Origin of the sequence: Actinoallomurus vinaceus (assembly GCF_039542055.1) — a bacterium.
GTDB lineage: Bacteria > Actinomycetota > Actinomycetes > Streptosporangiales > Streptosporangiaceae > Actinoallomurus > Actinoallomurus vinaceus.
Genome location: NZ_BAABHK010000004.1, coordinates 543457 through 562097 on the forward strand (window position 1 = coordinate 543457; position 18641 = coordinate 562097).

General features: G+C 69.5%; 29 protein-coding genes. 27 read left to right on the forward strand and 2 right to left on the reverse strand.

What is annotated here, in order from left to right; translation table 11 throughout:
• The first annotated feature begins 119 nt into the window (after nucleotides 1-119).
• Entirely contained in the window at nucleotides 120-518 is a 399-nt protein-coding gene (locus ABEA24_RS17930) for a hypothetical protein (RefSeq protein ID WP_345432003.1), read from the forward strand.
• Nucleotides 519-685: 167 nt separating this feature from the next.
• On the opposite strand, the gene ABEA24_RS17935 is transcribed toward ABEA24_RS17930, so the two are convergent.
• Entirely contained in the window at nucleotides 686-1237 is a 552-nt protein-coding gene (locus tag ABEA24_RS17935; RefSeq protein WP_345432004.1) for a hypothetical protein, read from the reverse strand.
• 164 nt (nucleotides 1238-1401) lie between these two features.
• Between ABEA24_RS17935 and ABEA24_RS17940 the strand changes: the two genes are divergently transcribed.
• Nucleotides 1402-1659, forward strand: a complete 258-nt coding sequence (locus ABEA24_RS17940; RefSeq protein ID WP_345432005.1) for a GntR family transcriptional regulator — start codon at nucleotides 1402-1404, stop codon at nucleotides 1657-1659.
• On the opposite strand, the gene ABEA24_RS17945 is transcribed toward ABEA24_RS17940, so the two are convergent.
• A complete protein-coding gene (locus ABEA24_RS17945; RefSeq protein WP_345432006.1) occupies nucleotides 1656-3044 on the reverse strand; it encodes a recombinase family protein in 1389 nt (462 codons plus the stop codon). The two genes, ABEA24_RS17940 and ABEA24_RS17945, sit on opposite strands and share 4 nt — an antisense overlap.
• Before the next feature lie 59 nt (nucleotides 3045-3103).
• Between ABEA24_RS17945 and ABEA24_RS17950 the strand changes: the two genes are divergently transcribed.
• The 25 genes from ABEA24_RS17950 to ABEA24_RS18070 all read left to right on the forward strand — a co-directional run bounded on the left by ABEA24_RS17950 (nucleotide 3104) and on the right by ABEA24_RS18070 (nucleotide 18610).
• The gene (locus tag ABEA24_RS17950; protein WP_345432007.1) at nucleotides 3104-4417 is read left to right on the forward strand and encodes a YifB family Mg chelatase-like AAA ATPase; all 1314 of its coding nucleotides are present in this window, start codon (nucleotides 3104-3106) and stop codon (nucleotides 4415-4417) included.
• A 15-nt stretch (nucleotides 4418-4432) separates the two neighbouring features.
• A complete protein-coding gene (locus ABEA24_RS17955) occupies nucleotides 4433-4981 on the forward strand; it encodes a DNA-processing protein DprA (RefSeq protein ID WP_345432008.1) in 549 nt (182 codons plus the stop codon).
• A 46-nt stretch (nucleotides 4982-5027) separates the two neighbouring features.
• Nucleotides 5028-5243, forward strand: a complete 216-nt coding sequence (locus ABEA24_RS17960) for a hypothetical protein (protein WP_345432009.1) — start codon at nucleotides 5028-5030, stop codon at nucleotides 5241-5243.
• Nucleotides 5240-5446 (forward strand): hypothetical protein, encoded by a 207-nt coding sequence (locus tag ABEA24_RS17965; protein ID WP_345432010.1) that lies wholly within the window; start codon nucleotides 5240-5242, stop codon nucleotides 5444-5446. The genes ABEA24_RS17960 and ABEA24_RS17965 overlap by 4 nt, the downstream gene beginning before the upstream one ends.
• A 17-nt stretch (nucleotides 5447-5463) precedes the next feature.
• The gene (locus tag ABEA24_RS17970) at nucleotides 5464-5886 is read left to right on the forward strand and encodes a hypothetical protein (protein ID WP_345432012.1); all 423 of its coding nucleotides are present in this window, start codon (nucleotides 5464-5466) and stop codon (nucleotides 5884-5886) included.
• Entirely contained in the window at nucleotides 5879-6235 is a 357-nt protein-coding gene (locus tag ABEA24_RS17975) for a hypothetical protein (RefSeq protein ID WP_345432013.1), read from the forward strand. The genes ABEA24_RS17970 and ABEA24_RS17975 overlap by 8 nt, the downstream gene beginning before the upstream one ends.
• Before the next feature lie 111 nt (nucleotides 6236-6346).
• Nucleotides 6347-6598: a hypothetical protein gene (locus ABEA24_RS17980; RefSeq protein WP_345432014.1), complete on the forward strand. Its 252-nt coding sequence runs from the start codon at nucleotides 6347-6349 to the stop codon at nucleotides 6596-6598.
• A complete protein-coding gene (locus tag ABEA24_RS17985) occupies nucleotides 6595-6978 on the forward strand; it encodes a hypothetical protein (protein ID WP_345432015.1) in 384 nt (127 codons plus the stop codon). The genes ABEA24_RS17980 and ABEA24_RS17985 overlap by 4 nt, the downstream gene beginning before the upstream one ends.
• A gap of 43 nt (nucleotides 6979-7021) precedes the next feature.
• Nucleotides 7022-7591 (forward strand): hypothetical protein, encoded by a 570-nt coding sequence (locus tag ABEA24_RS17990; RefSeq protein ID WP_345432016.1) that lies wholly within the window; start codon nucleotides 7022-7024, stop codon nucleotides 7589-7591.
• 121 nt (nucleotides 7592-7712) lie between these two features.
• Entirely contained in the window at nucleotides 7713-8261 is a 549-nt protein-coding gene (locus ABEA24_RS17995) for a hypothetical protein (protein ID WP_345432017.1), read from the forward strand.
• A complete protein-coding gene (locus ABEA24_RS18000; protein WP_345432018.1) occupies nucleotides 8254-8736 on the forward strand; it encodes a hypothetical protein in 483 nt (160 codons plus the stop codon). Before ABEA24_RS17995 ends, ABEA24_RS18000 begins: the two co-directional genes overlap by 8 nt.
• A gap of 79 nt (nucleotides 8737-8815) precedes the next feature.
• Complete coding sequence (locus ABEA24_RS18005) at nucleotides 8816-9163, forward strand: hypothetical protein (protein ID WP_345432020.1); 348 nt, start codon at nucleotides 8816-8818, stop codon at nucleotides 9161-9163.
• Nucleotides 9160-9972, forward strand: a complete 813-nt coding sequence (locus tag ABEA24_RS18010; RefSeq protein ID WP_345432022.1) for a hypothetical protein — start codon at nucleotides 9160-9162, stop codon at nucleotides 9970-9972. Before ABEA24_RS18005 ends, ABEA24_RS18010 begins: the two co-directional genes overlap by 4 nt.
• Before the next feature lie 58 nt (nucleotides 9973-10030).
• Nucleotides 10031-10615 (forward strand): hypothetical protein, encoded by a 585-nt coding sequence (locus ABEA24_RS18015; protein ID WP_345432023.1) that lies wholly within the window; start codon nucleotides 10031-10033, stop codon nucleotides 10613-10615.
• A 67-nt stretch (nucleotides 10616-10682) separates the two neighbouring features.
• Nucleotides 10683-11012, forward strand: coding sequence for a hypothetical protein (locus tag ABEA24_RS18020; protein WP_345432024.1), 330 nt, complete (start codon nucleotides 10683-10685; stop codon nucleotides 11010-11012).
• A 104-nt stretch (nucleotides 11013-11116) separates the two neighbouring features.
• Nucleotides 11117-11443, forward strand: coding sequence for a hypothetical protein (locus ABEA24_RS18025; RefSeq protein ID WP_345432025.1), 327 nt, complete (start codon nucleotides 11117-11119; stop codon nucleotides 11441-11443).
• A gap of 4 nt (nucleotides 11444-11447) precedes the next feature.
• On the forward strand, nucleotides 11448-11789 hold the full coding sequence (locus tag ABEA24_RS18030; RefSeq protein ID WP_345432026.1) for a hypothetical protein: 342 nt from the start codon (nucleotides 11448-11450) through the stop codon (nucleotides 11787-11789).
• A 556-nt stretch (nucleotides 11790-12345) separates the two neighbouring features.
• Nucleotides 12346-12711, forward strand: a complete 366-nt coding sequence (locus ABEA24_RS18035; RefSeq protein WP_345432027.1) for a WhiB family transcriptional regulator — start codon at nucleotides 12346-12348, stop codon at nucleotides 12709-12711.
• 80 nt (nucleotides 12712-12791) lie between these two features.
• The gene (locus ABEA24_RS18040; protein ID WP_345432028.1) at nucleotides 12792-13958 is read left to right on the forward strand and encodes a hypothetical protein; all 1167 of its coding nucleotides are present in this window, start codon (nucleotides 12792-12794) and stop codon (nucleotides 13956-13958) included.
• Entirely contained in the window at nucleotides 13955-14149 is a 195-nt protein-coding gene (locus tag ABEA24_RS18045) for a hypothetical protein (protein ID WP_345432029.1), read from the forward strand. The genes ABEA24_RS18040 and ABEA24_RS18045 overlap by 4 nt, the downstream gene beginning before the upstream one ends.
• On the forward strand, nucleotides 14146-14475 hold the full coding sequence (locus tag ABEA24_RS18050; RefSeq protein WP_345432030.1) for a hypothetical protein: 330 nt from the start codon (nucleotides 14146-14148) through the stop codon (nucleotides 14473-14475). Before ABEA24_RS18045 ends, ABEA24_RS18050 begins: the two co-directional genes overlap by 4 nt.
• Before the next feature lie 6 nt (nucleotides 14476-14481).
• Nucleotides 14482-15015, forward strand: coding sequence for a hypothetical protein (locus tag ABEA24_RS18055; RefSeq protein ID WP_345432031.1), 534 nt, complete (start codon nucleotides 14482-14484; stop codon nucleotides 15013-15015).
• A 20-nt stretch (nucleotides 15016-15035) separates the two neighbouring features.
• On the forward strand, nucleotides 15036-15551 hold the full coding sequence (locus tag ABEA24_RS18060; protein ID WP_345432032.1) for a hypothetical protein: 516 nt from the start codon (nucleotides 15036-15038) through the stop codon (nucleotides 15549-15551).
• A 3-nt stretch (nucleotides 15552-15554) separates the two neighbouring features.
• Nucleotides 15555-16493, forward strand: a complete 939-nt coding sequence (locus ABEA24_RS18065; RefSeq protein WP_345432033.1) for a hypothetical protein — start codon at nucleotides 15555-15557, stop codon at nucleotides 16491-16493.
• Between the two features lie 29 nt (nucleotides 16494-16522).
• On the forward strand, nucleotides 16523-18610 hold the full coding sequence (locus ABEA24_RS18070) for a hypothetical protein (protein WP_345432034.1): 2088 nt from the start codon (nucleotides 16523-16525) through the stop codon (nucleotides 18608-18610).
• Nucleotides 18611-18641: the final 31 nt, after the last annotated feature.

Here is an 18641-nt window from a genome sequence, read left to right on the forward strand (position 1 = left end):
TAGCGCGTAGAAGCAAGCACTACGCGCGTACTGCGCGCAAATGTCTAGGTCATGCAGGCCAGGAAAGGCTTACCTACAGTCAGGGCGCGAGTAGTGCGTAGTTGTGCGAAGATGTGGCCGTGAGCGAGCGACCGGAGCCACCCCCGGAAGGGCAACTGATCACGGCCGCGCTCAAGCGGGCAGGACTCTCCGCCCGTGCGGCCGCAAAACGCGCCGGCATCAGCGATGCGCGATGGCGGCAGATCACCAGCGGCTATCAGACCGTCAGCGGGACCCGCGTCCCCGTCCGCGCCCCTGCGGAGACTCTCGCCCGCATGGCGCAGGTCTCGGGCGCCACGGCCGAGCAGCTTCGGCAAGCCGGCCGGGCGGATGCCGCCGAAGCGCTCGGCGAACTGCCGGAGATCGAAGCTCCGAAAGAGGAGCCGACCGTGGCCGAGCTTGCTGCCCAGTTGCGCGACCTGCAAGCCCAGTTCGACGCGCTCCAGGCGAAGTTCGAGGAACGCCGCGACGCTAGTTGATCTACGTCAATTTTCACCGTTGTTAAATGACAGTTAAACGCTGTCTCAAATGGTGATAAAACGCTCACCCGTCACGCTAGTGACAAGCGGGCCACCTGCGACGACGATATGTAACCCGGAGTAACAAGCGCGTAGCCCCGCGAATGCGCGCCCCGAGACACCGCTGTCTACAAGGGGTGACGAATGCCTGACGAACTCGACGACCTGAAACGACTGGAGGCCTGGGCAGAGGACTTGCTGAAGAGCATCAGGATCAAGATCGAGAAGCGCGAGAACACTGACGCCGACGAAGAGGCCCAACGCCGGCGGCGCCGATTCCACGTCATCGCCGTGATCCCCCTCGCAGCCACCGCCACGACCGCGGCGATCCGCCGGAACCCCGGCCTCGCCGCCGCGATCACCACCACCGCCACGGCAGCCGCGGCCACGGCGGTCATCCTCCTCCCCCACTTCGACAGCAACGACACACCCGGCGGGAACGCTCCACGGGTCATCACGCCCGCACCCACTCGCCCCAGCCCTGCGCCACGGCGTACGAAGAAGCCCGGGACGGCGCCGACCGTCCCCGGCGTACCGTCACCACCGGCGCCGTCGACTTTCCCTGCTGAGACGACACGGATCGTTCCCCTCGTCGGCTCGATCACATCCTCGCCGCCACCGGTGTCGCTGCCGATCTCGCCGCAACCGTCAACCCTGCCGAGGCCGGCGATCACCATCACGGGAGCACCTCCGGCAACCCGGCCGAACTGCCTCGTCGACGTGCGGAAGCCCGTCGCCCTGCGGGTGTGCCCTCGGCGCTCATAGGGGGCGGGTGTACGTACATAAACGTCCAGGGACGTAGCGCGACGTAGCGCCACGTCCCTGTTCGTTTACGGTCGTGGGCGTGGATGATCTTGATCGGGACAGCGAGGTCCCGGTGTACCAGCAGATCGCCGATTCGATCGCCGAACGCATCGAGTCCGGCGAGCTCCGGCCGCGGCGTCCGATCCCGTCCGAGAAGACGCTGATGCAGGCCTACCCGGGCGTAGCGCGCGGCACCGTGCGCCGCGCCGTCGAGCATCTGCGCGACCGCGGCCTGGTCTACACGGTGCCGCAGCGCGGCACCTACGTCACGCCACCCGAGGACCGGCCGGGCGACTAGACCGGCTCCACCGCGACCGACTCGGCGTGGAAGTAAGGCTGGCCCGGCTTCCAGCCCGGCGGCCTCCCCTTCGGCGCCGGGTGGATCGTCACCGTGAACAGCGCGCGCAGCACCGCCTGCTGACGGTCGAGCGGCGTTTCCAGCCACGCCTCCCCCACGTCGTCGGCCTCGATCAGGTGCCGCAGGATCGCCGCCCGGTCCGGCCGGATCAGCTTCCCCTCGACCTCGGTGATCTCCGCCGCCAGCAGATCGGCGACCTCGGCGAGCTTCCGGGCCTCTCGCACGCTCCGCGCCGGCGTCGACTCCGCCTCCTGCAGCTCGGCGCGCAACTCAAGCAGCCGCGCCTCCAGCTCCTCCCGGTCCGCCCGGTCATCATCCATCAGCAGGTCCCGCGCGTCCGGCCTGGACAGCCGCCCGACGACGTGCTCACCGACGTATTCATCCAGTGGCCCGGCGGCCCGAGACACGTGCACGCCCTGCCCTCGGCACCGGTACGTCGGGTATCCGCCGTTCGCCGTACCCACCCGCAGCCGCGCCTGCTCGCACACGCCGCACACATACAGGCCTGATCCGAGCCATCGCCGCTCCGGGCCCGGCGTCGACCGGCGTGCCGGGTCCTCCAGCACGCGCACCATCGCCCGCCACTGCCGCTCCTTGACGATCGGATCCCACGACGCCTTACCGACGATCTCGCCGCGCCAGACCATCAGGCCCGCGTTCCGGGCCCGCAGCAGCACCCGGCGGACCTCTGTCGGGTCCCACTCGTTCCCGCCCGACGTGCGCAGCTCAGCCGCGTTCCACTCCCTGGCGATACTCGCCAGGCTCGTACCGGCCAGCACGTCCTTGCATGCCTTCGCGATCGCGGCGGCCTCGCTCCTCCTGTGCCGGGTGCCGTCCTTTTTGAACCCGAACGGCCGGCGGCCACCCAGCCAGCGGCCCTCCGCCGCGGCCTCGGCCTTGTGCGCGTCGATCCGCTCGATCATGTGGTCGACTTCGCCCTCGGCGTCGCTCACGTCGTCGCGGAAGCGCTTGCGGTTGTTCGGCAGCGACAGGTCATAGCTACCGCAGCGGGGCGTGTCCACGAGATGTCCGCCCTTCACGCACACCGCAGCGAACGGACGGACCTCGCCGCTGTTTCGACTGAGGCGATCGACGTGCCATGCGAGGATGCCCAGCGGAGGGTTGCGGTCGTCGCGGCCGAGGAACTCGATCATCTTGTCGAACTCCGGCCGGGGCGCATCCTCCTCACCGATCTTCGCGAACGCGGTTGTGTCGGGCTCGGCGAACTCGGCAACGATCCGCCAGCCGATCCGGTCGGCGTAGGCGCGGTTCTCCTTGCGCTGGCGGGTGATCCCAGCCTTGCCCTTGGATTTCCGTAGGTACATGACGCAATCGCGGCCATAGCTCTGTCGTTGCGGCGGCATGGCCTTAATAATGCCATATCTTGACTTTCGCGTTGGCCATCGCGGTGGCCCTGTTGGGCGCGGAGGGCGCGTTCTCCGCCGAGGCGTGTGCGGGCATGGTGCTGATCGGTGAGCTGGGGCTCGACGGACGGGTCCGCCCCGTGGCCGGGGTGCTGCCCGCCGTGCTCGCGGCGGCCGACGCGGGCGCCGAGACGGTGGTCGTGCCGAGGGTCAACCTCGCCGAGGCGTCGCTCGTGCCCGGGGTTCGGGTGATCGGGATCCGCACGTTGCGGGCCCTGGTGGCCCGGCTCCGTGACCTGCCGCCCCCGGACGAGGAGGAGGGCGAGGAGGGGACGCCTCCGCAGCCCAACGGTCTGGCCGCCCGCTCCCGGGCCCGGCGCGGCGATCTCGACCTGGCCGACGTGCGGGGCCAGGCCGAGGCGCGCAAGGTGCTGGAGGTCAGCGCCGCCGGCGGCCACCACCTCCTGCTGACCGGCCCGCCCGGGTGCGGGAAGACCATGCTGGCCGAGCGGCTGCCCACCCTCCTGCCGGAGCTCGACCACGACGCCGCTCTGGAGGTCACCGCGATCCACTCGGTCGCGGGCGGTCTCCCGACCGGCCAACCGCTGATCACCGATCCGCCGTTCTGCGCTCCGCACCACACCGCGTCCCGGGCCGCACTGGTCGGTGGCGGGAGCAACCGGCTCATCCAGCCCGGAGCGGTGTCGCTGGCGCATCGAGGGGTCCTCTTCCTCGACGAGAGCCCCGAGTTCGCCGGTGGGGTGCTGGACGCCTTACGCCAGCCGCTGGAGGTGGGAGAGGTGGTCATCGCCAGGTCGGGGGCCACGGCCCGGTTTCCGGCGCGGTTCACGCTGCTGCTGGCGGCCAACTTCTGCCCGTGTGCGGCGGCGAAGAACCGCGACTGCACCTGCCCACCCTCGATCCGGCAGCGGTACCTCGCCCGGCTGTCGGGGCCGTTGCTCGACCGGATCGATCTGAAGTCGGAGCTCAAAGAGGTGTCCCGTGCGGACCTGCGGTACGACCTGCACGTCGCCGAGTCCAGCGCGACGGTCGCGGAGCGGGTGCTGGTCGCCCGTGACCGTGCCCGCGAACGGTTGGCGGACCTGCCCTGGCGCACCAATGCCGACGTGCCCGGCCGGGAGCTGCGGCGCCGCTTCGCGCCACCGCACGGGGCGCTGGCGGCACTCGACCAGCCGTTGGCCGACGGACGGCTCAGCGCACGCGGCCTCGACCGAGTCGTCCGCGTCGCCTGGACCCTCACCGATCTCGCCGGTAAGGACGCTCCGAGCGCCAGTGAGATCGATGAGGCGTTCGGTCTCTGGCAGGGACACTGACATGAAGGAGACACGATGATCTCAGCTGAGGAGCGCCGTGCCCGCGCACTCCTGACCCGCATCGCAGAGCCCGGCGATGAGCTGTTAGGCCGGCTGCTCGCGGCGGAGGGAGCGATCGGAACGCTAAACGTCATCAACTCGGACGCCGTTCCGGATTCCTGTCCACCGGATTCCCGTCCGGCGGATTCGGGCAGGGGCGACCCGGGCCGACGGTTCGCCGCGTGGCGGGCCCGGCTGCCCGATGCCGAGCCGGAGCGCCTCCTCTCCGAATGCGATGCGCTCGGCGGGCGGCTCGTGTGCCCGGGAGACGCGGAATGGCCGTCCCAGCTCGACGATCTCGGAGACCGGCGGCCGTACGCGCTGTGGGTGCGCGGCGATGAGGATCTGCGGTTCTCCTGCCTGCGGTCCGTGGCGATCGTGGGATCCCGGTCGGCCACGTCCTACGGCGTCAACGTCGCCGCCGAGATGGGCGCCGAGCTGGCCGACCGCAAATGGACGGTCGTCAGTAGTGGTGTAGCAATGTGGATCTTCCACGGGATTCCGCAATACCACCCCGCCAGCTAGCGGGGCAGACGCGCGGAAACCATCGCTGCCCTGCGCGGAGGCCACCATGGCGCTCGCCACTACCACGACGACCGAACCCCTGTACTGGCTCAGCTACGACCCCGAGCCCGAAACGCAGCCACGGCCGACGAAGCCGTCGATGACTCGCCGTCTCGCGCGCGAGGCGCGATCGATCGTGCGGGACACCTTGGTCCGCGGCCTCTGCTTCACGGCTGTGCTCGTCCCCGGCTATGAGTTGCTGCGGGTGTGGACCGGCCGATGACCGAGGCGTCAGCGGAGACCCGGTGCGCAAAGACCGAGACCCTGCTCGCCGTCATGAACGAGGACGACGAGCGCCTGGACCAACTGGTCGACGAGATGCTGGCTGGCGAACTGCGTGTGCTCCGGGACCATGCCGTCGGCCTCCGGAAGGCCATCGACGGGCGGCTGCGGACCCCCACCCCCTCGACCGGCGAGGACCGATGATTACTGAACTTCAGCGGATGCCTCTCGACACGACCGAGATCATGGAGCGCGCCCGCGAAGCGAGACAGCGTCACGGCGCGAACTGGGACCATGACGCCACCGAGGCCGAACGCGACCGCGCCACTCTCCTTCGCGAGGTCGCCGACCTCGGCTGGGACAGGCGCGCGCTGGCTGAACGCGTCGAGCGGCAGAACCAGGCCGCGGAATGGATCCGCACAATCGCTGGTGGCGGCGGCCCGCTGCCATCGAACTGGGCGACGCCGTGGCGCGAGCGCACCGAGAAGGCAGAGCAGCAGGCCGAGACGCGCCTGGTGTTCATCAAGACCGCGCTCGACCTGCTCAACGGGGGCACAGTCGACGTCGCTATGGAAGTGCTCCGGTCCGCCATCAAGGCCGCCCACCGCCCGCGCGAGACCGGCGAGGAGGCCAGCAATGGATGACGCGGCGTACGAAGCGGCGCTGAAGCGAGCGCGCGAACTCGCGGACATCCTGCACGGCCAGGCGGTGATCGCCGAAGCGGAGCTGGCCGTCCGTGGGATCCATCCGGTATCGGTCGTCCATGGCGACGCCGTTGACCAGGAGACCGACAACCTGATTCACCGGGTGCTGCCGCGTCTGGCCCGTGAGGCAGGGACGCTCGCAGGCACGCAGGGCGGGAACGACTACACGACCTACCTCTTCGCCGGCCCGGACGCTCAGCAGGCCGCCGTACGGTTCATCGCCGCAGCGTCCGAGGAGGCCGAGAGCTGGTGGAAGATCACGCCGACGGCGCAGCCGAAGTTTCGCTGACCTGCGCAACCGTCCACTGACAAGCTTGTCCGGACATGTTGACAGCATCGACCCACACCCTTAACCTTGTCTGCACTAGGTAGTCAAGGTTTCAAGTGAGGAGCCAACCGCGTGATCGTCACCCCAAGGTTGAACCTGGACGAGGACGAGGTCAGGGCCGCGTTGTACATCGCGGCCAAGCACGACCGGAGCCTGCTCGACGCCGACCCCACACGCGCTCAGGCCCGGATGCTGATTACCCGCACCATCGAGTCCTACGGACTCGCTACCGAGGGCCTGGAGAACGGCCTGTCCGACTACGAGGCCGCCGCCATCAACGGTTGGTCGGACGCCCAGACCCGCCGCGTGGAGTCCGGATCATGAGCGACCAGAACAGCGCGATGGCCGATGAGCTGCTCGAAGCGCACACCATCGACGACGAGGCGCAGCCCGGCCAGCCTCCGGCCCTGAAATGCAGCTGCGGCTGGACCGGGACCTCCCTCGACGAGGGCGGCCAGCATGCCCGCGACAACGGCCTGTGCGGCGAGTGCTGGGGGTCCGGCGAGACGGCGGACTTCCTCTCGCCGGACGACTCCGGCATCGGCCCGTGCCCAGCATGCAACGGACGCGGCACCGCGGCGGCCGAGGACGCGAACGCAAGGGCGGCCGAGGAGTTCGACCGACTCATGGCCGACACGGGCGCAGACGAGGAACTGGACCGACTGACGGCCGACGCCGAGGACGCGCAGGCCTGCCGGGATTAGCTGTCCCGCCGGCCGCCCGCGCCCGCCGACCAGAGAGAGCGAGATGCACGACTACGAGACAGGGATCGAGTTCAGGACGAGCCACCCGCTCACGCAGGGCACGGCGATGGCGTTCTGGGAACACGGCACCGAGTTTCAGACCACCGGCTCGAGGAGGTATCGGTTCCAGATGCGGATCGCGGCCGATGAGGTCCTGACCGCGCTGGTCCGGATCGCCCAGGTGGCGAACACCGTCGTCGCCGAGTCCGGGCTCAGCACGCCGATCGACCTGCTGTCCGCGACTGCCACGCGCTGCGCCGAGCGCAGCGCGCAGGCCGAGCGGGTTGAGCAGGACGGCGCGATCAGCGGCACGGAGAGCGGCCAGATCTCCAGCGTCGAGATGGCCCGGATCGCGCCGAACACAGCGGCCCGCATCTTCCTCCGGGCCCACACCGGGGGCGGCGACGCCTGGGGCGCCTGGTGCGTCCTGACGGAGGCCTTCGGCCAGGCCGGGGCGTGGCGCCTCCTGACCGACGCGATCCTGGCCGCAAGGATCGACCAGGTCACGTCGCGCGATGAGGCGCTGCGCAAGGCGCACACGATGGTGGACGAGGCCAAGGAAAGAGCTTCCTGACGTGCGGGGATGAGTCCCAGCACCACGTTGTCCAGACATATTGACAGGGATCACTCCCAATCATAACCTTGTCTACATAAGGCAGACAAAATGTCGCCCTCCAACCCCGAAGGAGCCCCCCATGGCCACCACCGGCATCCGCGTCAACAGCCTGGTCATCTACCGGGGCTCCTTCCGAGACTTCCACGGCATCCTCTTCCGCGTCACCCGGGTCGAGGACTACTTCGGCGACACCCGGTACACCCTCGCCTACCGCGGCGAGGACGACACGGTCCTGCTGCACGTCCGTCCGAAGTCCATCCGCCGCGTCGTCGCCAAGGACATCCTCTGGCGGACCTGCCAGAAGTGCGACGCCAACTACTGGTACGAGCGCCGCTGGGCCCGGCCCTGCCCGTGCTGCGACACCGGCGCCCACTACTGGCGGACCACCGTCCTCGGCGTCGAGATCGAGCGCGCCGCCGAGGGCTGGCAGCGGGTCAACACCCCCGACGGCCTGCACCTCGGAAGCGTTCAGGAGACGCCCAACGGCTGGGTCCACGTCGGCCCCCAGGTCTCGCCCCGCCCCACCGCCCGCCCCTGCAAGTCACGCCGCACCGCCGTACGGCGGCTGCTCCGCGAGTGCGCGGCGGCGGGCTCCATCACCCTGAACGAAGGAGCAGTACGTGTCTGAGACCTCCGACAGCTCGGTCCGCTCCAGCGGACCGAGCCACCCCGGCGGCATCAGCGACGAAGAGCACGACTTCTGGCAGCAGGCCGCCCGGCGCGCATACGAACATGCCAAGAACCGCATCGACGAGGCACTGGACGGCCTCGACGGCCTCACCGACCGGGAGCGAGGATTCCTGCACGGAATCGCATGGAACGGCGGCACCGACGAGCTGACGTCGCTCTTGCGCAAGGTCCGCCGCGCGGCGCGCCGGCCGACCACCAGCACGCCCGCACACGACGAGGACATCACCCAACTCGTCGATCGCCTCCTCGGCGCGGACGGCGTCGACGGCGGCGACCTGGACAAGCTCACGGACGCCGTCAACGGCCTGCCGACGGACGACCTGATCGACCTCCGCGAGGCCGCCGACGTGCTCACGACGGCGATCGACCGAGAGCGCAGCGAACGGGACTGGGTCCGACGCCACGAGGGCTGACCCTCGCCACCCCTGGGGGCCGCGCCACGGCGGCCCCCGGACATCCACCGACCAACCACCCCGACCGCTGAGGAGTGTCATGAGCTACTACGCCCGCAGGGAAGCGGCCGAAGCAGCCGACCGCGAACGCCAGCGGCGGATCATGCTGGCGGCCGGCCACGACTACGACGCCGCAAGCCGCGCCTCGATGGTCGAGTGGCTCATCGAGACGGCCGACCGGTACGACGCCGAGCTGGGCGCTCAATGCCGCCAGATCGCCGTGAAGGCGATCGCCAAACTCCGCACCTATGGCCCCGTCGGCTGCACCTGCCAGCACCAGTACTGCATCGAGACCGACGCGGACCGGCCGCGAGCGGAACGCGTTGCCGCCGACGTCGCCGCGCGCTGGCCCGAGTACCACCAGCCGACCAACAAGGAGCCGCAGTGACCACCGCCGAATGGCCGTACGACGCCGACCGGGACGACCCGCTCACCCAGCTCCGCGTACCCGTCGCGCCGCTCAAGCCGAACACGCCGTACCTCGTGTCCTTCGACCGGGGCAGCGCGGCCCGGCCGAACGACGTCGAGGCCAGCGTGATCGCCTCGTACATCGACTACGAGCGGCAGTACTGGTTCCCGGTCGACTACCAGCGGAGGCTCCAGGAGAGCCCGCTCGACGTCGACGACTACCACAACACCATGACCCTGCATAAGTACGGGCCGGACCACTGGGCGTATCGCAGGGCCACCTGGGAGTACCCTCATCCGCTGCTCGACCCCGCCAAGGACCAGACGCCGGACAAGCACCTCAGCATCGTCGCACTCCTCGACCAGGTCCGCGTCGGCCCGGAAATCCGGTGGGCCCGCTGGAAGCGCCAGCGCCCCGAGCTATTCGAGATCGCCGCATCGGCGATCACCAGCCCGGCCGAGCTCCTAGCCCTACCGCTCCAAGCCCGCTACGACGGCATGATCTTGGCCCATCGCGTATGGCCGGACGACGTCCTGGACACCACACCAGCCAAGGACGCCATCGCCCGCGAGGACCACGACGCCCTGATTCGCGCCTTCGGCGTGCCCAGAGCCGTCACGTTCACGAGCGACGGCCGCGACGCGCACCCGAAGGCATGGTGCGAGTGCCATCCCGAGCAGGACGGCGCGCCGTGGGTGCGCTACGAGCGGTGGACCTCTGACGGCCGCGAGGCGCACGGCTACGTCTGCCCGACCATCACCTGCCGCCGGCTGCTCCAGTCCGGTTGAACAACCCCGAGGAAGGACCACCTTGAGATCTAACGTGCGCCGCGCACGCACATTCGCGGTGGGCGACCGAGTGAAGCTCACCTTCGGTGTCCACGGCGTCGTCACGGCGGTCGTACGGCGCTCGAAGCCCGCGTTCTTCGGCTACATGATCTCCATCAAGGGCGGCGAGCCCCAGGAGTTCCCGGGCGACTGCGTACACGAGCCGGACCGCCCACTCCTCGCGGAGTGGCGACGCTGGCAGGACAGCGACGACCTCGGGCCGTACTTCCTAGCCGCTCTGAGCGCCGCGGACCTGGCGCAGTTCCGGCGTGAATACGCCGAGGCGAACCCGGCCATCGCGCGCCGCTTCCCCGAACGCATCCCCGGCCGTGGGGACGGAGTCGAGGAGCTGCACCACGTCACGGTGTCGGTCGAGATTAGCCGGTACGAGGCGTGGTCGAGCAACGGCGCGCACCTGCGCAGGCGACATCGCAGGTTCTACTGGTTGCGCTGCTCGTGCCGACAGTTCGTGGCGGTCCTGGACGGCATACGCGAGGAGGCGTGGCGTCGGGAGCTGGAGCACTACGACGGGCACCCGGGCGGGTTGCACGGCTGCGGCCGGCCGTTCGCGGCGCATGATCGCAATGTTGTCTGGACGTGTTGACATGGCAGACGGCCCGCCATAACCTTGTCCACATAAGGCAGTCAAGGAATTGAGAGCGAGGACCACCATGGCCACCACCCCCCTGCCCCCCAGCATCCCCCCGGCACTTCTCGCCTACCTACTGGAAGCAGGGGCCATGGTCCGCCACGACGCTCCGGCCGACGACTCCGACCAGCGCGCACTCGCCGCGCTCAAGACCGCCCAGGTCGTACGGCGCAGCCGCAGGAAGGTCGCAGAGCTCCCCGCCCTCCAGGACGACCCCACCGCCCTCCTCGAACTCGCCCGCTACCTCGACGGGCTCGCCGACCTCGTCAAGGACCGCCACATCACGGCCGGCGAGGTCGGCCTCGGATGGGCCCGAATCAAGGAAGCCGCGGACGCCCTCGCCGCCAACTGACCCGCCCTCCCAGCGGGGCCGGATCACCCCGGCCCCGCTCACTGCGTCCGACACCGTCCACCCCTGTCCGATCGGACAGCCCTAAGAGCCAAGGACCACCAGGCATGACCAAGGACCACCAGCCGTTCGTGCTGGTCCACCACCGCCCCGGCCGGGCCGGGGCCACCGCCCGGCACGCCACGCTCGACGAAGCCGAGGACCTGGCCGCCGAGGTCACCCGGGAGGGCGGCGACGCCCGGCTGTACTGGGAACGCCCCTCCGGCCGGGGCGACCTGCTCGGCACGTACGGCCCGGCCATCACGCACACCGTCATCGTGAACGGTGAGCGGTGGAGTTGCCCCTGCGGCCGCCGCGGCGCCCGAACGGCCGATGAGGCCTCGCCGGGTGAGTCGCACCTTCGGCGCTTCGACCCGACCGGCACGAATGCCTGAGCCCATGGCCAAGCGCAGTCACGGCGACATCCTCGACTGGGAGCTCGGCAAAGTCCGGGTGCTCAGCAAGAAATGCGGCACCTGCATCCTCAGGCCGGGGAACCTGATGCACCTCGCACCGGGCCGACTGCAGGAGATCGTCGAGGCCAACCTTCGAGCTCAGGCGCTGCTCACCTGCCACCAGACGCTGCCGGACGGGGACCACCCCGAGGTGCCCCCGGCCGCTTGCGCGGGTTTCTGGGACAGCTACCACCTGCGCACCGTGGTCGGGCTACTCGCCGAGGACATCGGCATCGTCCGCGTCGATCCTCCTGAGCCCTTCACGGGCGACGAGGGGGAAGGGTGACCGGTTACTCGTCGGGCAGTTCCTGCGCCTTCCGTTCCGCCCACTCCGGGCGGGGCGGCGGATGTTTCCGCAGGCCCAAGAGGTATTCGGCGGACTGGGTGAGCCACTCGGTCATATTGGCGGATACCGCTTTGGCGGCAGTGTTCGCATCCTCCAGCTTGACCCGATCGGGCCTTGGCCTCCACAAGAAGCCCTTGCGCTCTGGCGCGTGCCGATCTTCGGGCCGAGGCTGCTTGTGCCGGTCTGCTGATCGAGGTTTCCGCTGCTGCTCCGCCATATCGCCCGCGATCGTCTCACGGCGTTGCACGCCGGTCCACGACCGTCGTAGTGTGAATCTGGTGGGTGGATATCCACCCACCATCATCAGGCAACGGGAGAGCACTCCCGGAAATAGAAACAGCAGCCCCCCGCCGTGCGATTGGAACCCGACCGGCGGGGGGCGCGAATCGAGAACCTTGCGAAGGAAGGCGCTCGACGTGGGTGACTGTACCCAGCCGAAGGCGTGCAATGGCACGCCGACCCGACACGTTCACTCCGCGACTGCCCGGTGGTCGTCATGACCGTCCGCCAGCTGCGTCGAGTGCAATCGCTCTGGAGTGACGCCACGCCACCCGTGCTCCTCACGCTCCCGACCGAGGAGTGGGATTGGAAGAAGCGGGGCGTGTGCGCCTCCGTCGACCCTGAGCTGTGGTTCCCCGAACGCGGCCAGCCGGGCAACCAGGCCAAGCGGATCTGCCGCGACTGCCCGGTCCGCGATGAGTGCCTGACGCACGCCCTCGACGAGCGTGAGCCGTACGGCATCTGGGGCGGCCTGTCGACCCGTGAGCGCAAGGAGCTCCTGAAGGCGCGCGGCGTCGAGCTCGACGAGGACCTCGTCGATGACGGCTCGGTCGACGAGCGCCACGAGGCGGTGGCCGCATGAAGCTGCTTCCTCGTCGCCGGCGCCGCCCGACTGCCGCCCCGACTCGACTCAACCCGATCGTCTTCCCCGGAGCCTGGGACATGCGGACCCGACAGCCGATCGAGTCGGATCCGACACCAGCCGACCCGACCCAACTCGACTCCATGCCAGTCGACTGGAGCTTGCCTGGGCGGGCTCCAGTCGACCCAGCTGAAGTCGACTCGACTCCGTTCGACTCGACTCCGCTGGACTCGACTGCAGTCGATCCGATCGAGTCGGCTCGACTCGCCGCTGGCCGACCCGACCCGACTCCCGCCGAGTCGATCCCGACCCAACCCGATTCCACTCCGGGCGAGCCGATCCGACCCGACCCGACTCCGGTCGACTCGACCGACAACGGGCGCGACTGGGTAGTCGACCTCGGCCTCACGGCGGCCGGGAGCGGCGCGGTCGCCGCCTCGTACTCCGCGCTGAAGGGCCTCGCGCACCTGACCGGCTGGGGCTCCCTGGACTGGCTGCTGTGGGTCTGCATCGACATCTACGGGCTCACCGCGACCCGCGTCTGGCTGTCGCGCCGTACGAAGTCCCGGAAGGTCCGGCGCTTCGCCGCCTGGAACGCGATCGGCGCGATCGGCCTGTCCCTGGCCGGAAACGCCGCCTACCACGCCATACACGCGCGCGCGTGGGACCTGGGCGGGCGGTTCTGGATGCTTGTGGTCGCGGTGTCCTCGGTGCCGCCGATCATCATCGGGTTCATCGGGCACCTTGCGGTCCTGCGCACCCGCGACCGCGACTTCGCCGAACTGGAGTCGACTCAGGCCCGATCCGACTCGACTGCCGCCGAAGTCGAGTCGACCCCGACCCGATCCGACCCGGCCCCGGCCCCGGCCGAAGTCGGGTCGATCCCGGGTCGACCGGAGACGAAAGGCGAGTCGACCCGACCCAACTCCCTGCCTCCTGTCGACTCGGCCGGACCCGACTCAGCCCCGATCGACTCGACGTGTACGTCGACCGGAGCCGACCGGGCCAGCGAGCAGGCACCGGCCGACGACAAGTCGGCCGACGGCGAGCCGGACGAAGACGACCTCAGGCCCGAGCTGATCGCCAAAGCCCGCGAGCTGCACGAGCACCGGATGGCCACCGAGGGCAAGAAGGCGACCGCGGAGTACATCCGCACCCGACTCCGCATTGCTCCGCCGAGGGCCCGCCGCCTCCGCGACCTGGTCACGAACGTCCACGCCGTCACCAGCGAGGACCGGTCAGCATGAAGCGCTTCGTCAGCACGATCTTCGGAGCAATGCTCCTCGGTGCCGCACTCGCCGCTCCGACCATGCTCATGCCCTGGAGCATCAAGAAGTTCCTGGCCGGGGTCGCAGTGGCCGTCGTCGCCGTATACGGAATGGTCGTCTACCTGCGGAAACAGGGCCAAGGCTCGAAGGGCGGCAAGACGTCCCCATGACCGAGAAGGGTCGCCGTACTCCGCTGCGCCAACGTCGCGAGGAACGTCGGGAGCGCACCGCTGCGGCGCGTGAGGAGCACTGGGCGGTCCGGTTCGCGGCGGCCGACACCCCATTGGAGGCTGTGCGCGCGACGTGGGAGCAGTTCCGAACGCGTTGCATTCAGCGCGAACGGAGAGCCACCGCTCGGGTCGAGCGGGCGAAGACGTCGGCCGCGCGGGAGGCAGCCGAGCGGCGACTCGCGGCGACTCGGGACGAGATCAGGGCCGTCTGCGAACAGGCGGCGAGGACGCTTGCGGAACTGACCGACCGGATCGAGAGGAGGTGACTCTCCGTGGCCATTCCCGAAGGTGCAGATGACCATGCACTGCACGGTGCTTCGGCTAATGATGGCCTCTACGCGCAGGCGTCGCCCGCGCCCGCGCGTACGCGCGCGCGAGGCAGCGTAGCAAAGCCCGCGCGAGACGCAACCTCTCTCACGGAACGTAACCTCGCTCGGCTCCAGGAGAGGTGGGGGACCCCCATCACCGAACCCGTCGACGACCCCACCCCAGAGGACGAGGACGACGTCCCGTTCGGCATACGGGAGGTCCTGCACGGCATCAGCGTCCACCTGCATCTGATCCGCGACCCGCTCCCGTCCATGCGAGCCGTCAACGCCGACTACAAGGTCGGCCTCGAACGGGCCCAGCAGCAGTCCGCGACCGCAGCCGGCCTCTACCGGGCGGTCGGCCGGGCCGGGCACGCGGCCGGGTTCCTGTTCAGGTTCCTCGCCGCGAACTGCGACAGGCCCGGCCGGTTCGCCGCGCTGCTCGTGATCCTCGCGCTGTTCACCGGCTCCGCGTGGTGGGCCGGACTGATCTTCTAACCCTGTCCAGGAGGTATCCGGTGATCGCCATCACCACACCGACGCCCATTCCGAAGGCCACCGGCCACCCGGCGCACAATGCAGTGCATCACCACGGCGGCTTCACGGTGCCGCACAACTTCACGGCCATTTCGCTGTACGTCGCTGGGATCGCGCTCGTCCTGGCGCTGCTGCTCCGTTGGAAGAAGCTGGCCCGGCTGAACTTCTTGATCCCGTACTTGATCATCCTCGCCGGGATCGGCGCGGCCGGCGCGTTCCTGGCCGACTGGGCGCACTTGCTTGTCACATGGGGCAGCAGCGCCTTTCCGGGTGGCGGCTCGCTGATCGCGAAGGGGTTCGCGGTCGCGCTGATCTACATCGTTGCCTACGACCTGTGGCCTGGCCATCCGAGCAACCAGACAACGGAGGTCGCCGCATTCCTGGTCCCGGCATTCGGGCCAGAGGTCGGCGGCGTCGTCGGATCGACCCTCGCTACCGCCCTGTCGTGGCTGGAAAGCGTCGGGACATTCGCCATCGTCGGACTGTTCGGGAAGTGACCGATGGACTTCGTCATCGTCTTCTGCATCGGCTGGGTCCTACGGCATGCGTTCGACGAGAAAACGGACGAATATCGCCATTCCCAGGAGGCACAGCGCGAGCGGTATCTGGCCCAGCTCTCCAAGCGCCACCCAACGTGGGACGGCGAGCGCAAGGAGCGGTACCTGAAGAACGCGGCCCGCCGCCAGGCCGCTGGCCACTTCGCGTACCTCCTGCGGCACGGCTGGTGGAGCACCGGCGCCGACATCGTGCAGGGCTGGGAAGCGGCCAAGGCCGAGCACGAGCAGTGGCGCGAGGAGCACCCGAAAGGCGACAAGCCGTCTCGCTGGCGCACGTTCCAGGCCGGGTGGAAGCGGGCGAAGGAGACCCGCCCCGAGACGCCTAAGAGGCCCGAGCAGCCACGGATGCCCGAGCCGTCGACGACTTTGAAGCCGGACCCGGCACCGACGGCTGAGAGGCCGTCTCCGGAGCCCACACCGGCCACGAGCGACGACCAGGCCGTTCCCGTCAGCGGCAAGACCCACCGCTGGCTGTCCGACGAGGAGGCACGCGACGCCGAGGTCCTGCCGAGGCCCTCACAAGCCGACTTCCCCGAACACGCAACAACCCCCGGCGCTCCGGCCGGGCCAACGAATGGGAGCAGCACTCCGATGGAAGCACCGAAGCTCGTAGCCGCCCGCGCGGCCGTCAACCAGGTCCGCGCACAGGTCGCCACCCTCGCGGCGGGCCTGGAGCAGGTGAAGGCCGACGCAATGGTGGGCGGTCTGGCCTCCGACTCCGAGTCGATGGCCACCCTCGTGCGTCTCGAGGAAACGCTGAACACAGCGGTGGCACACGCCAACGCGTTTGTGACGGGCTCGACCGCCCGTCACCAGGACGGCGAGGAGTACGCGAACCGCGAGCATGCCGTCACGAACATCGACTACCTGAAGCACCACTGACCATCCCGAACTGACGGAAGGAGGCTCCGATGGCCCGGCGCGCGCGCGACGCGACACCCGCCCCGCAGCGGGAGGTGTACGCAGGCGTGCACGCCGGGCCGCCCGTCCCGACCCAGCCAGCCCGCTACTACACCGACACCACGCCGCCCCAGAGCGCGCTACCTGAGCGGACCTCCCCGCCCGAGCGTCCGCTCCGGCGCAGGCTCCGGGACCACACCCACCGGAACCGCGCCCAAGTCAAGCCGTGGCTGTGGCTGTTCCTCCCCGCCCCCGCCCTCCTCGTCCACGGCCTGCTCGCCACACCCTGGCTCCACCGTGCACGCCCGTGGGTCCTCCTGGCGCTCCTCGCCGTCGGCGTCCTGATGGGCGTCATCCAGTGGTTCCGGCAGCCCCGTACGGCCTTCCGCATTTACGCGCTCGCCTGCACGGCGGCGGCCACCGCCTGGACATCCTGGACGGTCACGTACGCCGTCTGGGGACGCCCCGGGAAGTACTCGCCGCTCGCCGGGCTGTGCCTCTGGCTCCCGCTCGCCTACCTGTGGTGGGACCGGCACTCCACCCGCATCCAGGACCAGGCCGAGCCCAAGCGAGAGGCCGACCCTTTCCTTACCGCCTGGGCGGCGAAAGTCGAACCCGTCCTCGGCTGGACTGCCGGACACGGCGAGGACATCGCGGCCGGCCGCCGGTACCGCGTCCGGCTCAAGCCCGGACAGACCATCGAGGACGCCGAGGAAAACCGCCGCAAGATCGCCTCGTACCTGGGCATGAGCCGTAAGCGCCTGACGTTCGAGCCGCTGACAGGCGACGGGCCGGGTGACGACGGCGACGAGTCGCTGATCACGCTCATCGTCACCGCGGCGCAGAATCCGCAGCGCCAGGAGCAGACGTGGCGCGGCCCGACGCTCGATCGCGCCACCGGCCTGTACCGGCACGGTGTCTACCCGGACGCCGCGGCGTTCATGAGGCTCTTCAAGACCGAGGACGGCATCCCGCACCGCGCCGTGAACGGCCTGTGGACCGGCGCCACCGGCTCCGGCAAGAGCAGGGGCCTGGCCATCAAGATCGCCGAACACATCCACTCCGGGATGTTCGCCGTCTGGTACGCCGACGGGAAGGAAGGCGCGAGCGCGCCCGAGCTCGAGGATCGCGTCGACTGGTACGCCACGAGCGTCGACGAGACGATCAGGATGTTGCGGGCGGCCTGGAAGGTGATGAAGGTCCGCAAGCGGATCACCAAGAACCTCAACCAGGCCGCGTTCCGAGGCGAGGACGTCATGCGCCTCGGCGACCCCGGCCTGCCGTTCCTCCAGGTCGTCCTCGATGAGGCACAGGAATTCCTCCGCCACAAGATCGCCGCCCGGCTCGTGAAGGCTCTCCTGCGAATGGGCAACGAAGTCGGCATTGGGCTCGACTTGGCGACGCAGGTCCCGCTGCTGAACGAGCTCGGCGCCGAAGCCGGCGACGGCGGCGCGGAGGTCATCCGAGGCATGGCCAAGAGCGGCAACCTCGCCGTGTACCGAGCCGAGGACTCCTTCACCGGCACGGTGACCGTCTCCAACGACCTGAACGTCAACCCAATGTCGCTGCCGAACATCCCCGGGTTCTGCTTCGTGTTCGGCCACGAGCGACGGCCGGTTCCGGTCCGCACCTACCACGCCAGCAAAACCGCGCTGTTCGGATGGCTCGTCGAGGTCGACGTGGTCACGCTCGACGAAGCGTCCGCGCGGGCGGCAGGGGAGGACTACGCGACCCGCGCCGAGCGGGCCCTCGAAGCCGACGTCGCGCCGGAAGAAATCGACCTGGATGATCTCGACGTGGAGCTGGCCATCCTCCTAGGAGAACCCCTGCCCAGCCAGGAGAGCGCCGGAGACGACGCGACGAGCCTCACCGTCAAGGAGGCCGTGTTCCAGGCTCTCAAGGCCCACGGCGGGCCGATGAAGCGCGAGGAGGTCATCGCCGCGGTGGCGGCCATGGGCAAGGAGGCGTCGGACTCTGCGGTGGCGCAGGCACTGAAGTGGTGGTGCGATGCCGGCCACGTGACGCCGACCGGGCAGCACGGCTTCTACGACCTGGCGAACCGGGAGAGCATCACCGGCCCTGTCGGGGCAGGGGTGTGATCTCGGGTTGGCATCCAGGACTCCACGCCAT

Bases quoted from the DNA above. Each gene is read 5' to 3' on its own strand.
- ABEA24_RS17945 (WP_345432006.1), bottom strand. From the start codon at position 3,044: ATGTACCTACGGAAATCCAAGGGCAAGGCTGGGATCACCCGCCAGCGC.
- ABEA24_RS17955 (WP_345432008.1), top strand. From the start codon at position 4,433: ATGATCTCAGCTGAGGAGCGCCGTGCCCGCGCACTCCTGACCCGCATC.
- ABEA24_RS17960 (WP_345432009.1), top strand. From the start codon at position 5,028: ATGGCGCTCGCCACTACCACGACGACCGAACCCCTGTACTGGCTCAGC.
- ABEA24_RS17965 (WP_345432010.1), top strand. From the start codon at position 5,240: ATGACCGAGGCGTCAGCGGAGACCCGGTGCGCAAAGACCGAGACCCTG.
- ABEA24_RS17970 (WP_345432012.1), top strand. From the start codon at position 5,464: ATGCCTCTCGACACGACCGAGATCATGGAGCGCGCCCGCGAAGCGAGA.
- ABEA24_RS17975 (WP_345432013.1), top strand. From the start codon at position 5,879: ATGGATGACGCGGCGTACGAAGCGGCGCTGAAGCGAGCGCGCGAACTC.
- ABEA24_RS17985 (WP_345432015.1), top strand. From the start codon at position 6,595: ATGAGCGACCAGAACAGCGCGATGGCCGATGAGCTGCTCGAAGCGCAC.
- ABEA24_RS17990 (WP_345432016.1), top strand. From the start codon at position 7,022: ATGCACGACTACGAGACAGGGATCGAGTTCAGGACGAGCCACCCGCTC.
- ABEA24_RS17995 (WP_345432017.1), top strand. From the start codon at position 7,713: ATGGCCACCACCGGCATCCGCGTCAACAGCCTGGTCATCTACCGGGGC.
- ABEA24_RS18005 (WP_345432020.1), top strand. From the start codon at position 8,816: ATGAGCTACTACGCCCGCAGGGAAGCGGCCGAAGCAGCCGACCGCGAA.
- ABEA24_RS18020 (WP_345432024.1), top strand. From the start codon at position 10,683: ATGGCCACCACCCCCCTGCCCCCCAGCATCCCCCCGGCACTTCTCGCC.
- ABEA24_RS18025 (WP_345432025.1), top strand. From the start codon at position 11,117: ATGACCAAGGACCACCAGCCGTTCGTGCTGGTCCACCACCGCCCCGGC.
- ABEA24_RS18030 (WP_345432026.1), top strand. From the start codon at position 11,448: ATGGCCAAGCGCAGTCACGGCGACATCCTCGACTGGGAGCTCGGCAAA.
- ABEA24_RS18035 (WP_345432027.1), top strand. From the start codon at position 12,346: ATGACCGTCCGCCAGCTGCGTCGAGTGCAATCGCTCTGGAGTGACGCC.
- ABEA24_RS18040 (WP_345432028.1), top strand. From the start codon at position 12,792: ATGCGGACCCGACAGCCGATCGAGTCGGATCCGACACCAGCCGACCCG.
- ABEA24_RS18045 (WP_345432029.1), top strand. From the start codon at position 13,955: ATGAAGCGCTTCGTCAGCACGATCTTCGGAGCAATGCTCCTCGGTGCC.
- ABEA24_RS18050 (WP_345432030.1), top strand. From the start codon at position 14,146: ATGACCGAGAAGGGTCGCCGTACTCCGCTGCGCCAACGTCGCGAGGAA.
- ABEA24_RS18065 (WP_345432033.1), top strand. From the start codon at position 15,555: ATGGACTTCGTCATCGTCTTCTGCATCGGCTGGGTCCTACGGCATGCG.
- ABEA24_RS18070 (WP_345432034.1), top strand. From the start codon at position 16,523: ATGGCCCGGCGCGCGCGCGACGCGACACCCGCCCCGCAGCGGGAGGTG.